The organism is Nonomuraea rhizosphaerae, assembly GCF_019396405.1.
In the GTDB taxonomy this organism is placed as follows: domain Bacteria; phylum Actinomycetota; class Actinomycetes; order Streptosporangiales; family Streptosporangiaceae; genus Nonomuraea; species Nonomuraea rhizosphaerae.
Genome location: NZ_JAHKRL010000414.1, coordinates 1 through 12,359 on the forward strand (window position 1 = coordinate 1; position 12,359 = coordinate 12,359).

Below are 12,359 nucleotides of genomic sequence, written 5' to 3' on the forward strand. Positions count from 1 at the left end.
AGCAGGTCGGGCGGGCCGGGCGCGGCGTCGAGCGGGCCGAGGTGATCCTGCTGCCCGGCACCGAGGACCGCGACATCTGGGCCTATTTCGCCTCGCTGGCCTTCCCGCCCGAGCCGGTCGTCCGCACCACCCTGCGGACGCTGGAGGAGCGCGGCTTGATGTCCACCCCCGCGCTGGAGACGGCCGTTGACCTGAGCAGGGGGCGGCTGGAGATGATGCTCAAGGTCCTCGACGTGGACGGCGCCGTACGCAGGGTCAAGGGCGGCTGGGAGTCCACCGGCGAGCCGTGGGAGTACGACGCCGAGCGCTACGCCCGCATCGCCGGCGAGCGCAAGGCCGAGCAGGACGCCATGCTCGGCTACCTGGCCACGACCGAGTGCCGCGAGCGCTACCTGCGCCACCACCTCGACGACGACAGCGCCGAGCCCTGCGGCCGGTGCGACAACTGCACCGGCGAGCACCGTTCGCCGCAGATCGCCGAAGGCGCCGTCGCGGGCGCCCGCGAGCGGCTGAGCAGACCTGGCGTCGAGATCGAGGCGCGCAGGCAGTGGCCGACCGGGCTGAGCGACCTGTCGGGGCGGATCAAGCCCGAGCTGGGCGCCGAGCCCGGCCGGGCGCTCGGGCGGCTCACCGACATCGGGTGGGGCAACCGGCTGCGCGAGCTGTTCAACGCCGAGGACGGGCCGATGGCCGACGACATGTTCAAGGCGGTCGTCCAGGTGCTGTCCGCCTGGGAGTGGAAGGAGCGGCCCGTCGCGGTGGTCAACGTGCCGTCGGCGTCGCGGCCGCTGCTGGTGCGCGGGTTCGCCGAGCGGCTGGCGCAGGTGGGGCGGCTGACCTACCTGGGCGAGCTGGGCTATCGCGCCGGGTCGCCGGGCAGGCAGTTCAACAGCGCCAAACGGGTCCAGGCGGTGCGAGCGACACTGGCCATGCCCAAGGACCTCGGCGCCGCCGTCGCCGCCTGCGGCGGGCCCGTGCTGCTGATCGACGACCGCGTGGACACCGGCTGGACCATGACGCTCGCCGCCGCCCTCGTCCGCCACGCGGGCGCCCCGGCCGTGCTGCCGCTGGTCCTCGCGACGGTCAGCTGACTCTGCGACGTGCGCCGGGTCAGCCGACTCCACGATGTGCGTCGGGTCAGCCGACGCCCATCGTCACCAGGTCGTATGACGTGTAGACCGGGCTGACGTGCACGTTCGTCGCCCTGGCGCTGTGCAGCAGCACGTTGCGGTCCCAGGTGAGCGGCACCAGCAGCACCTCGTCGGCGACCTTCCGCTCCACCTCCGCCCAGCGCTGGGCCCGCGTGGCGCTGTCGAGCGCGCGCCTGCCCTGGTCGATGAGCGCGTCGATGGCGGGCTGCCGGATGTTGACGTTGATCGAGTTGCCCTTGTCGACGATGGTCCTGCTGTCGGCCAGCAGGCTGACGAACGACTCCACGTCCGGCCAGTCGGGCGCCCAGGTCCGGGCGATCAGGCCGCCGCCGTTGGCCTTGAGCCAGTCGGGGCTGCCGCCGTACTTGGCGAAGAAGTCCGTGATCGGGAACTTCCGCAGCTCGACGTTGATCCCGACCTTGCCCAGCGCCGTCCGCACCGCCTCGGCCGCCGCCGCCTCGCCGGTCGCCTCGCGGTAGACGTACTTGGTGCTGAACCCGTTGGGCTTGCCGCACGCGGCGAGTGACTGCTTGGCGGCACTCGTGTCGCCGGTGGCGGTGAGCCCCTGCAGCTTCGCGTGCTCGCCGGGCACCACCGGAGGCACCAGGGCGTCAGGGGTCTGCGGCTGGGCCAGGCCCGAGTTGTAGGCCCTGCCGATCGCGGCCAGGTCCAGGGCCTGGACCACGGCCTTGCGGCAGTCGACGTTGTCGAACGGCTCGACCTGCGGGTTGATCGCCAGATAGCGCACCCGGGAGCCGACGGGGGCGTCGGCGCGCTCCTTGATCGCGGTCGAGCCGACGATCTTCGCCTCGTCGGCCTGCGCGAGCTGCGAGCCGACGTCGGCCTGCCCGTTCAGCATGGCGGTGACGGCGTCGGTCTGCCCGTAGTCGATCTCGTACCGGTCGGGCAGCGCCGGGCGGTTGGGGTCGGTGGCCTGGTCCCAGTTGGGGTTGCGGACCAGGACGAGCCTGCTCTCCGACGCGCTCTCGAACTGGTACGGGCCCGAGGAGACGACCGCCGCGCGGTACTTGTCCTTCGTGTCCTTGGCCTTCGGGACCGGGACGGTGTCGGGCAGCTGGGCGATGTAGTCGAAGGCGCCGTACGGCTCCTTGAGATGGAAGACGATCGTGCGGTCGTCGGGCGTCTCGATGGCCGCGTTCGTGTCGGCTTCGGGTGACTTGTAGGCCCCCTTGTAGCCCGAGGGGAGGGCGAGCATGTCCTGGAAGTAGCTGGGGCCGTTGAAGAAGGCGTCGTCCAGGCTGCGCAGCACCGCGTACTTCACGTCGGCCGAGGTGATCGGCGTGCCGTCCTGGAACTTCAGGCCGGCCCGCAGCCGGTACGTCCACGTCCTGCCGGCGTCGCTCGCCCTGCCCAGCGACTCGGCCAGGTCCGGCACGAGCTTCGTGCCCTCGGCGCCGGGGACGAGCTTGAACATCGTCAGCGACCGGCCGTAGAGACGCACCACGTTGAACGCGTCGGCGTAGTACATGTCGCCGGGGTCGGTGGAGTCGATGGTGTAGGCCGAGGACACGCGCAGCGTGCCGCCCTTCTTGGCGGACGGGTTCACCACACCCGTCACCGCCGCGCCGAAGCCGGAGACCGCCGGTGAGGGCGCTGCCGTCCTCTCGCCGACCCCCAGGTCGGGGCGGAGGAAGATCCACGCGACCAGGCCGATCAGCAGCGCGGTCCCCACCGCGCTCAGCGACACTAGCACGCCGCGCCGCCGGGCGGCGGGCGCGGTCATGGGCGTGACGGGGCCGCCCTGGTACGTGGGCGGCGTCCGTGGCCCGGAGTTCCACTGGAGCGGGACCGGCGACCCGGACGGCGGAGCGGGGGCCGCCCCGTGCGCCGTGAACGGGGGCTGCCCTGGCGGTGGGGCTTGTTGCGAGGCCGGTGGCGGGATCTGTTGCGAGGCCGGCGGGGGAGGTGGTGGGGCGCTGGCCTTGAACAGCTCGCCCAGCACCTGCTCGGCCGTCGGCCGCCGCCGCGGATCCTTGTTCAGCGCCCCGTACAGCAGCGGCCTCAGCGTCTGCGGCACCCCGGCCAGGTCCGGTTCGAGGCCGAGGATCCGGTGCATCACCACAGGAAGCGCCCCGAACCCGAACGCCCCCCGCCCCGTCGCCGCGTACACCATCGTCCCCGCCCACGCGAACACGTCGCTGGCGGGAGAGGGCTCGCCGTGGAACTGCTCGGGAGCCATGTACGCGGGCGTGCCGACCACGCTGGTCGTCAGGCTCTGGCTCACGTCCAGCGCCCGCGCGATGCCGAAGTCGATCACGCGCGGCCCGTCGGAGGCCAGCAGCACGTTGCTCGGCTTGAAGTCGCGGTGCATCACCCCGGCCCGGTGGATCGCGGTCAGGGCCGTGGCCGTGGTGATCGCCAGACGTACCAGGGCCTGCTCGCGCAGCGGGCCGTCGCCGGACACCTGGTGCTGGAGGGAGGGGCCGTCCACGTACTCGCTGACGATGTACGGGCGGTCGTTGATCGCGCCGACCTCCAGGACGCGGGCCGTGCAGAACTCGGCCACACGCCGGGCGGCCTCGGCCTCGCGCCGGAACCTGCGTACGGCCTGCGCGTCGTCGGCGAACCTGGCGTGCAGCAGCTTGATCGCCACCCGCTCACCCGACGGCCCGGCGCCCAGATAGACGCTCCCCTGACCGCCCTCACCGATGAACCCGGTGACCTCGTACGAGCCAATTGACGCGGGGTCGCCTGGCCGTAACGGACGCACGCCCAGCAATCCGGCTCCTTACCGTTCTCGTAACCGTCCTGGACCTGACATTGATCCCGACTTTTCACGATAAGGGGCGTCGGACGCTAAAGGCGAGGCCGCGCCCCCAGATGCACGATCGCCTTGGAGGCCAGCCGGCAGCCGCCGCTCAGCGCCTCGGCCGGGGGCTTGCCCTCCAGCCACGGCGGCAGGAACCCGGCGCAGAACGCGTCGCCCGCCCCCGTGCCGTCCACGATCCGGTCGACCGGGTCGGCGTTGACCCGCACGGGCTCGGAGCGGCCGTTGCCGAACCAGAGCGCGCCGTCGGCGTTCATCTTGATCACGACCTGCGGGAACCAGGCGGTCAGCACCTTGGCCGCCGCCTCGGGCTCCTCGCGCCCGGTCAGCACCTTGGCCTGGTCGGCGTTGGCGAACAGCAGCTTCGCGCCGCCGGTCCACTCCAGGAACGGCTCGGCCCCCGTACGCTCCAGCGGAGCCGAGGACGAGCAGTCGACCGAGATGGTCATCCCGGACCTGCGGGCCATGTCGAGCGCGGCCAGACCGGCGTCACGGGAGCCCTCGTTGATCAAGGTGTATCCCGACAGGTGCAGGTGGCCGCCGCCGAACAGGTCGCGCGGCAGATCCTCGGGCGACAGCGCCGCGTTGGCGCCCGGATCGGACAGCATCGTCCGCTCGCCCTTGTGCGTGACCAGCACCACGCAGGTGCCCGTCGGGCGCTCCGGGTCCATGACGAGCCGGGCGTCCACGCCGTAGCCCATCAGCTCCATGTCGCGGTTGCGCCCCGTGATGTCGGCGCCCCTGCGGCCGATGAAGGCCACCTCGGCGCCCTCGACGGCCAGCCAGGACGCGATGTTCGCCCCGGAGCCGCCGCCGTGCATCGTGACGATCGCCGGGGTGTCACTCGCCCTGGCGAGTGCATAGCGGGCGCGCGCGACCGCGTCGGTCATGAGATCGCCCACCACGACGACCCGCGTCATGATGCCACCACCTTGCCTGCCTTCAGATCGAGCCTGGCCACGAGAAAACTAACAGCTTCCGGGCTGCCCGTGGGGCGGACCCCCGACAGACGGTCGCCTTCGATGCACAAGCGTTGCTGAAAGGGCACCGCCAGTCTTGGCATTTGGGATGCGGGTCTACGCTCGGGACTGTGGAGGCTCCGTATCCGGCCCACTGGGAGGCCGACGTCGTCCTGGCCGACGGCGGCACCGCTCACGTGCGTCCCATCAAACCCGCCGACGCCGACCGACTTCTCGCCTTCTACTCCCGCCTCTCCGACGAGTCCATCTATTTCCGCTTCTTCGGGCCCAGGCCGCGGCTCTCCGACAAGGAGGTCGCCTGGTTCACCACCGTCGACTACGTCGACCGGGTCGCGCTGATCGCCACCATCGGCACCGAGATGGTCGCCGTGATCCGCTACGACCGGACCGGCCCCGGCGAGGCCGAGGTCGCCTTCCTCGTCGAGGACGCCCACCAGGGCAGGGGCGTGGCCTCCGTACTCCTGGAACACCTCGCCGCCACCGCCCGCGAACACGGCATCGAACGCTTCGTCGCCGACGTCCTGCCCGCCAACATGCGCATGACGGGCCTGCTGCGCCAGGCCGGCTACACCGCCGAGAGCCGCTTCGCCGACGGCGTCGTCCGCATGACGCTCGACCTCACCCCCACCGCCACCTCCGCCGAGGTCACCACCGCCCGCGAGCACCGCGCCGAGGCCCGGTCCATCGCCCGCCTGCTCGCCCCCGGCTCGGTGGCCGTCATCGGCGCCTCACGCTCGGGCGGCGTCGGCCAGACCGTGCTGCGCAACCTGCTGGCCGCCGACTTCGCCGGCCCCGTCTACCCCGTCCACCGGGAGGCGCGGGCGCTGGCCGGCGTGCGCGCGTACCGCAGCCTGGGCGACATCGACGACCAGGTGGACCTCGCCGTGGTCGCCGTGCCCGCCTCCGGCGTGATCGAGGTCGTCAAGGAGTGCGCCGAGAAGGGCGTGCACGGGCTGGTCGTGGTCTCCTCCGGCTTCGGCGAGACGGGCCCGGCCGGCAAGGAACGCCAGGACGAGCTGGCGCGCATCTCCCGGGCGTACGGGCTGCGCGTCGTCGGGCCCAACTGCCTCGGCATCGCCAACACCGACCCCGCCGTCAAGCTCAACGCCACCCTCGCCGCCACCCTGCCCGGCAGCGGCAGGGTCGGCTTCTTCAGTCAGTCCGGCGCGCTCGGCACCGCCCTGCTCCAGCGGGTGGCGCAGCGGGGGATGGGCATCTCGTCGTTCGTGTCGGCCGGCAACCGGGCCGACGTCTCGGGCAACGACCTGCTCCAGTACTGGGAGGAGGACCCCTCCACCGAGGTGGTCCTGCTCTACCTGGAGTCGCTCGGCAACCCCCGCAAGTTCACCCGGCTCGCCCGGCGGCTGGCCCGCCGCAAGCCCATCGTGGTGGTCAAGAGCGGCGGCACCCCGGCCGGGCACTCGGCCGAGTCGCTCGGGCTGCCCGACTCGGCGATCAGCTCCCTGTTCTCGCAGGCGGGGTTGATCCGGGTGGACGACCTGATCCAGCTCTTCGACGTGGGCCAGCTGCTGGCGTACCAGCCGCTTCCCCAGGGGCCCCGCGTCGGCCTGATCACCAACTCGGACGCCCTCGGCCTGCTCGCCGCCAACTCCTGCGTCGCGGCCGGCCTGGAGCCCCTTGCGCCGGTGAACCTGGGCGCCGCCGCCGGCGCGTCCGCCTTCGGCACCGCCCTCACCGAGCAGCTCGCCTCGCCGGCGGTGGACGCGGTGGTCGTGATCTACATGCCGCCCATTCCGGGCGAGGGGGCCGAGGTGGCGGCGGCCCTGCTGGAGGCCTCGTCGGGGGCTGAGGCCGGCAAGCCTGTGCTGGCGACGTTCGAGGGGCATCTGGGCATGCATCCGTCGCTGCGGCTCGGGGCGGGGCCGTCGCACGGCTCCATCCCGTCGTACGCGGCGCCGGAGGAGGCGGTACGGGCGCTCGCGCACGTCGTACGGTATGCCCGATGGCTGGCCCGCCCGTCACTCCCGCCGCACGAGGTGCCGGACATCGACCTGGCCCGCGCCCGCACCCTCATCGAAACGGTCCTCCACGCGTCACAGGCGTCCTCGCCCGCCACGGCACCATCCACGGACTCCTCGCCCGCTGCGGCGCCCTCCACGGACTCCCCGGCTCCTACCTCCTCGGCTGCTTCCTCCTCGACCGTCTCCTCTCCGTTCGCCTCCTCTTCATCCGCTTCCTCTTCATCGGCCTCGACGCCCGCCGCAGCCGCTCAAGGCCCGCAACCATCCCCTGGGTCGGTCGGGGCTTCGTCACCTGGTGACGCTCACGAAGCCCCCGCCCCCGCCGCGTCCCAGCCGGTCACCGGCGGCGACGAGGATGCCGGGGATGTCGGTGCGTCGCCCGGACGACCCTTGTTCTCCGACCCCGGCCCCTCCATCCAGGCGACTCCCGCCCAGGTGTCCGAGCTGCTCGCCTGCTACGGGCTGAGCGTCTGGCCGGCCGAGGTCGTGCACTCCCCGGACGAGGCGGTCGCGGCAGCCGAACGGCTGGGCTGGCCGGTCGCCCTCAAGGTGGCGGGCCCGGACGCCGCCCGGCGCGCCGGCACCGTACGCCTCGGCCTCGCGGGGCCGGACAGCCTGCGCCACGCGTACGCCGACCTCGCCACCCAGTTCGGCGAAGAGCCGGCGGCAAGCGACGGGACCCCCTCGTCGAGCGATCCGGCCCCCGCAGGCCAGGAACAGGGGCAGGGCCAGGAACAGGGCCAGGGGCAAAGAGAGGGCTCGGGGCAGGGGCTGGGCCAGAGCCGGGGGGTGGAGCTGGCGGTGCAGCGGATGGCGCCGCAGCCCGCCGTGCCCACCGTGGTCAGCGTCACCGAGCACCCCGCCTTCGGCCCCATCGTCTCGTTCGGCCTGGGTGAGGTGACGGCGCGGCTGCTGCTCGACCAGAGCTTCCGGCTCGCCCCCCTCACCGGCGAGGACGCGGCCGAGCTGGTGCGCTCGGTCCGTGCGGCTCCGCTGCTGTTCGGCGAGTACGGCTATCCGCCGGTGGCCGTCGACGCCCTGGAAGACCTTCTGGTGAGGGTGGGCCGCCTGGCCAACGACCTCCCGGAGGTGGCTCACCTGGACCTCGACCAGGTGCTGGTGGGCCGTGAGGGCGTCACGATCCTGGCCGCCCGCGCCACCCTCCGCACCCCACCGGGCCCCCGCCTGGACGGAGGCCCCCGCCGCCTGTCCTGACGGCCACCGTCCCCGGCGCGTGCGGCTGTGACCGGCGTTGTGACCGGCGTTGTGACCGGCTCTGCAGCCCCGCCGCCCGGCTTCGCGACCGGCTCTGTATCCCCAGCGTCCGGGCTCCTACGACCCGCTCGTCTCCTGCGGCCGGACGTCCTGTGACTGCAGTCGGCCGCAGGGATGGTGTCATCTCGTCGTGGGGCAGGTGAGCTGGGAGAGTAGGCGTGGAGCGTTAGCGCCCCTCATTTCACGGAATTTCACTATTTGTCATCCCAGAGGATTGAGCAGACCCATGCGCGAGATAACGAGAAAAAAGACGTTATAGAGCGTTATGTCTGGTGGGTGAGTGCACTGCCCGGTCCTGGCAGGATGGACCCATGAGGGAAACCCGAGTCTCAGCCGCGGGCCTGCGTGAAGCGATCGAGCGCAGCGGCTACTACCCCGACCTCGTCACCGATGCGGTCGAATCCGCGCTGGGCAAGGAGGCCGTGACCGCGTTCGTCGTGCACCACGAGGCCACCTTCGACCCCGCGATGGAGGTGCGCAGACACGTCACCGTGCTGGTGCTGTCGGCGACGAGGCTGCTGGTCTGCCACACCGACGAACACCCCGCGGTCGAAGGCGTCTCGACCTCCCACGCCTCCACGACCACCGAGGCGGTGCGGCTGACCCGCGTCCAGTCGGTCGCGGTCACCCGTGTCGTCCCCGACCCCGCCTCGTACGTGCCGGGCGTGCCCCCCACGGAGGTCACGCTCACGATCGGCTGGGGCGCGATCTCGCACGTCGACCTCGAACCGGCCACCTGCGGCGACGAGAACTGCGAGGCCGACCACGGCTACACGGGCGCCATCACCGCCGACGACCTGTCGCTGCGGGTCAGCGAGGCGGCCGACGGGCCGGAGGCGGTCACCCACGTGCTCGCCTTCGCCAAGTCCCTCTCCGAAGCCACGGCCCGCGCATCGAGCTGAGAAGCGGCACTCCCCACCCCGCCGGCCCCACCCTCTCGGCGCCGACGGGACAGAGACGACGGCTGACGGACAGCGAAGGCGAAGACGGCTGACCGGACAGCGAAGAAGACGGCCGGGAATTCGCGCGTGACGGCGCCCGGCCACGTGCGGGTTCAGCGGCCGTATTCCTGGAGGCCCTCGGCCACGTGCGGCGGGTGGCGGTGACGTCGGCCTGCCGTACAAGATCGTAAAAAGAGGTGCGCATGAAGAGGCGAGTTCCAAAACACGATCTTGACCGTACAGAGTGGCAGATTCCGACGGGCAGGCGCGGCACATGAGCGAGCCCCAGAAGCCTCAGAAGTCCCAGAAGCCTCAAAAGTCGCCGAAGGCCCAGAAGTCCCAAGAGCCCAGCATTCCCCGGTACGGGGACGCGTCGCTCGCGGATCTGCCCCACTCGCTCCTCGCCTCGCTGGGCGTGGACGCGCCCAACCGCCTCCAGCTCGCCCCCGCCGACCGCGTCTGCCTCTTCGTCGTGGACGGTCTCGGCGCCGAGCTCCTGCGCGCCCACGCCGACCGCGCCCCCTTCCTGGCCGCCGCGACCGCCTCCACGCTCACCGCCGGGTTCCCCGCCACCACCGTCACCAGCCTGTGCTCGCTCGGCACCGGCATGCCGCCCGGCGAGCACGGCATGCTCGGGCTGATGCTGGCCGTGCCCGGCGCCGGGCACCTGTTCAACTGCCTGCGCTGGACGCTGCCCGGCGGCGCGTTCATGGACCCCGCCGAATGGCAGCCCGCCGAGACCGTCTTCCAGCGCGCCGCCGCCGCGGGGATCTACACGGCGTACGTGGCGCCGGCCGAGTTCCGGGGGAGCGGCCTGACCGAGGCCGTCTACCGGGGCGTCAGCTACCTCGCCGCCGAGAGCGTGGACGAGCGGGTGGAGCGGGTACGCGCGGCTATGGTGGAGCCCCGCGCCCACGTCACCGTCTACTACGGCGACCTCGACGCGATGGGCCACATGACCGGCTGGGGCAGCAAGGAGTGGCTGGACCAGCTGGAGATCGTCGACCGCATGGCCGAACGCCTGGCCGCGGACCTGCCCCCCGGCTCCGCCCTGTACGTGACCGCCGACCACGGCATGGTCAACGCCACCGAGAGGGTCAACGCCGAGACCCACCCCGCGCTGAGCCAAGGCGTGGCGATGCTGGGCGGGGAGGCGCGGGCCAGGCACGTGTACGCCGAGCCGGGGGCCGCCGGTCAGGTTCTCGACGCCTGGCGGGAGAGCCTGGGCGGCAAGGCGTGGGTGGTGTCCAGGCAGGAGGCGATCGACTCGGGATGGTTCGGGCCGCGCGTACGCCAGGAGTGGGTGGAACGGATCGGCGACGTCGTGGCCGTCCCGCACTCCGCGCTGGCGATCACCGCGCCGGCGGCGCATCCGATCGAGGCGCTGTTCACGGGGTACCACGGATCGATGACGACCGCCGAGCAGCACGTCCCGCTCGTCGAGGTGTCGACCCGATGAGTCCCGTCGCCGACGGCTCACGTCCCGCCCGGACGGGGAACGACTCACGTCGCGCCTGGGCGGTGAGCGGCTTATGTCGTGGCTGGATGACGACCCGCCCGCGTCGCGCCTGGACGATCCGCTGACACCGCCGCCACCTGGAGGAACCGCACCATGAGCCCCGCAAGCCCACTGATCACCGCGGACGAGCTGGCCACCCTGTACGGCGCGGCCACGTTCGACGACGCCGCCACATTCGACGGCGTGACCGTGCTCGACGTGCGGTGGCGGCTCGGCGGCCCGCCCGGGATCGACCTCTACCGCCAGGGACACCTGCCCGGCGCCGTCTTCTGCGACCTCGACGCCGACCTCGCCGCGCCTCCGGGCAAGGGCGGCCGCCACCCGCTGCCGGAACCGGACGACTTCCAGGACGCGATGCGGCGGCTCGGGGTGTCGGGGGAGCGGCCCGTGGTGGTCTACGACGACACGGGCGCGATGGCGGCAGCGCGGGCCTGGTGGGTGCTGCGGTACTTCGGCCACGGGAACGTACGGGTGCTCGACGGCGGCCTGGCCGCCTGGACGGACGCCGGCCGGCCGGTGGTCACCGGGGAGCCAGCGGCCAAGCCTGGTGACTTCGTCGCCCGGCCCGGCGGCATGCCGGTGCTGACCGCTGACCAGGCCGCGGAGCTGGCGGGGTCCGGGGTGCTGCTCGACGCGCGATCCGGTGAGCGTTACCGGGGCGAGGTGGAGCCCATCGACCCGGTCGCCGGGCGTGTCCCCGGCGCTCTCAGCGCGCCGACCACCGAGAACGTCGGCCCCGACGGGCGGTTCCTGCCCGCGGCGAGGCTGCGGGAGAGGTTCGAGGCGCTCGGGGCGGGCGGTGGCGTCGCGACCGGCGCGTACTGCGGGTCCGGCGTCACGGCCGCGCACGAGGTGCTGGCGCTGGCGGTGGCGGGCCTGCCGGCGGCGCTGTACGTGGGCTCGTGGTCGGAGTGGATCACCGACCCGTCCCGCGCGGTCGCCACCGGCTGACCCCGCCTCGCCCCGCCCGGGCACCACAGAGTGCCCGGGCCGGGGCAGAGGGCAGGGGGCCTGAGCGGGCGCCTCACGAAAGCCGAGCAGCCGTCCCGCGAAAGCCGAGCAGCCGTCCCGCGAAGACCCGGCCGCCCTGCGTCCCGTGAAAGCCCAGGCAGCCCCGGAGCCGACCGGACGCCCCCACCAGGCGAGCCGTCCTACACCCGCGCCGGCACCACCGGATGAAACCCCGCCCCGAAGCACACGAACCCCTCCACCCCCGTCTTGGCCGCCGCCGACGCCAGCGCCCCCGCCGGCCCGTGTCCCTGCGCCAGCAACTGGTGGAACATCGTCATCACCGTCAGGGCCGCCTCGTCCCCCACCGGCACCATCCCCGCCACGACGCACGCCGTCCCGCTGCCCAGGAACGCCCCGGCCAGCCCGAGCGGCGCCCCGTCGGTCGGAGTGCGGGCCATCCCGGCGTCGCAGGCCGACAGCACCACGAGCCGGGCCGAACGCGACAGCCCGAGCAGGTCGTAGGCCATCAGCTGCCCGTCGTCGAGTGTGATCCCCGACAGTAGCGGGCTGCGCGCGTGGAACAGCCCGTGGGCCGCGAGGTGCAGCACGTCGGCGTCGGTCAGGGCGGCGAGCACCGCGCCGGACCGCCCGGGCACCTCGCGCGCCCCGGAATAGCAGGTCAGCACGCGCTGGACCTCGGCCCGCGCGTGCGCGAGCCCCGGCCCGGCCGCGGCGGCCACGACGGGCGGCGCGGTCATGGCGCCGGCGCGGC

8 protein-coding genes are annotated in these 12,359 nt (G+C 72.8%); 5 read left to right on the forward strand and 3 right to left on the reverse strand.

The window, feature by feature from the left end; genetic code table 11:
• On the forward strand, positions 1-1,091 hold a 1,091-nt coding region (locus tag KME77_RS21290; RefSeq protein WP_219470488.1), incomplete at its 5' end, for a RecQ family zinc-binding domain-containing protein.
• A gap of 46 nt (positions 1,092-1,137) precedes the next feature.
• On the opposite strand, the gene KME77_RS21295 is transcribed toward KME77_RS21290, so the two are convergent.
• Positions 1,138-3,882, reverse strand: a complete 2,745-nt coding sequence (locus tag KME77_RS21295) for an ABC transporter substrate-binding protein (protein ID WP_308250807.1) — start codon at positions 3,880-3,882, stop codon at positions 1,138-1,140.
• A gap of 86 nt (positions 3,883-3,968) precedes the next feature.
• Positions 3,969-4,859, reverse strand: coding sequence for a carbohydrate kinase family protein (locus tag KME77_RS21300; RefSeq protein ID WP_219470492.1), 891 nt, complete (start codon positions 4,857-4,859; stop codon positions 3,969-3,971).
• 170 nt (positions 4,860-5,029) lie between these two features.
• Here KME77_RS21300 and KME77_RS21305 point away from each other — a divergent pair, with 170 nt between their 5' ends.
• The 4 genes from KME77_RS21305 (at position 5,030) to KME77_RS21320 (ending at position 11,587) form a co-directional block, all read left to right on the forward strand.
• Positions 5,030-8,116, forward strand: coding sequence for a bifunctional acetate--CoA ligase family protein/GNAT family N-acetyltransferase (locus tag KME77_RS21305; protein ID WP_308250806.1), 3,087 nt, complete (start codon positions 5,030-5,032; stop codon positions 8,114-8,116).
• A gap of 371 nt (positions 8,117-8,487) precedes the next feature.
• Complete coding sequence (locus KME77_RS21310; protein WP_219470495.1) at positions 8,488-9,078, forward strand: DUF5998 family protein; 591 nt, start codon at positions 8,488-8,490, stop codon at positions 9,076-9,078.
• A gap of 313 nt (positions 9,079-9,391) precedes the next feature.
• Positions 9,392-10,576 carry an alkaline phosphatase family protein gene (locus KME77_RS21315; protein WP_219470497.1) on the forward strand — a complete coding sequence of 395 codons (1,185 nt, stop codon included), beginning with the start codon at positions 9,392-9,394 and terminating at the stop codon, positions 10,574-10,576.
• A 153-nt stretch (positions 10,577-10,729) separates the two neighbouring features.
• Entirely contained in the window at positions 10,730-11,587 is an 858-nt protein-coding gene (locus KME77_RS21320) for a sulfurtransferase (RefSeq protein ID WP_219470499.1), read from the forward strand.
• Between the two features lie 200 nt (positions 11,588-11,787).
• Here the strand turns inward: KME77_RS21320 and KME77_RS21325 are convergent.
• Positions 11,788-12,359, reverse strand: a 572-nt coding sequence (locus tag KME77_RS21325; RefSeq protein WP_219470501.1) for a CHAT domain-containing protein, incomplete at its 5' end; no start/stop codon positions are given.

What these genes read in the sequence shown, in the direction of transcription:
- KME77_RS21300 (WP_219470492.1), bottom strand. Translation starts at nt 4,859, where the DNA reads ATGACGCGGGTCGTCGTGGTGGGCGATCTCATGACCGACGCGGTCGCG.
- KME77_RS21310 (WP_219470495.1), top strand. Translation starts at nt 8,488, where the DNA reads ATGAGGGAAACCCGAGTCTCAGCCGCGGGCCTGCGTGAAGCGATCGAG.
- KME77_RS21315 (WP_219470497.1), top strand. Translation starts at nt 9,392, where the DNA reads ATGAGCGAGCCCCAGAAGCCTCAGAAGTCCCAGAAGCCTCAAAAGTCG.
- KME77_RS21320 (WP_219470499.1), top strand. Translation starts at nt 10,730, where the DNA reads ATGAGCCCCGCAAGCCCACTGATCACCGCGGACGAGCTGGCCACCCTG.